This window comes from Adlercreutzia sp. DFI.6.23, from assembly GCF_024462535.1.
GTDB classification, from domain to species: Bacteria; Actinomycetota; Coriobacteriia; order Coriobacteriales; family Eggerthellaceae; genus Adlercreutzia; species Adlercreutzia rubneri.
The window spans coordinates 1-401 of the sequence record NZ_JANGBP010000188.1 but is presented as its reverse complement, the minus strand read 5'-3'; the positions used below and the strand labels follow the sequence as shown (position 1 = coordinate 401).

Here is a 401-nt window from a genome sequence, read left to right as displayed (position 1 = left end):
CGATGGCCAGGTAGGCATCGAGGAGGCGATTTCCGTCCTCGGTGAGCGTCGAGCCGTGAGCCCCGTCGCGCAGGAGGAGCTGCACGTCGAGTGTCTCCTCAGTGTCTTTGATGATGCGCCAGGCCTTGCTGTAGGCCATGCGCATGCCCTTGGCGGCCGCGTTCAGGGAGCCCATCTCGCGCACGCCCAGGCAGAGCTTGGCGATGCCCGGTCCGAAGGCGGACTTGTTCTCGGAAGAGAGGTTCGCCACGGTGAGGCGGACGGTGGTGGAGAGGTTCTTCAACTGGCCCATGATGGCATCGCTTCCGTTCCCGGGATGCCTAGCGGGTGAGGAACGCCTCGGCGGCGTCCTCGATGGCCTCGACGTCGTTGTAGATAACTTCGGTGAATCGTTATTGCAT

Annotated in this window: 1 protein-coding gene; it reads right to left on the bottom strand. The window is 63.3% G+C overall.

Translation table 11 applies throughout. The features are described 5' to 3' along the window. Positions 1 to 292: winged helix-turn-helix domain-containing protein (locus NE591_RS12940; protein WP_256156827.1), on the bottom strand; the 292-nt coding region annotated here is incomplete at its 3' end. Between the last annotated feature and the right edge of the window lie 109 nt (positions 293 to 401).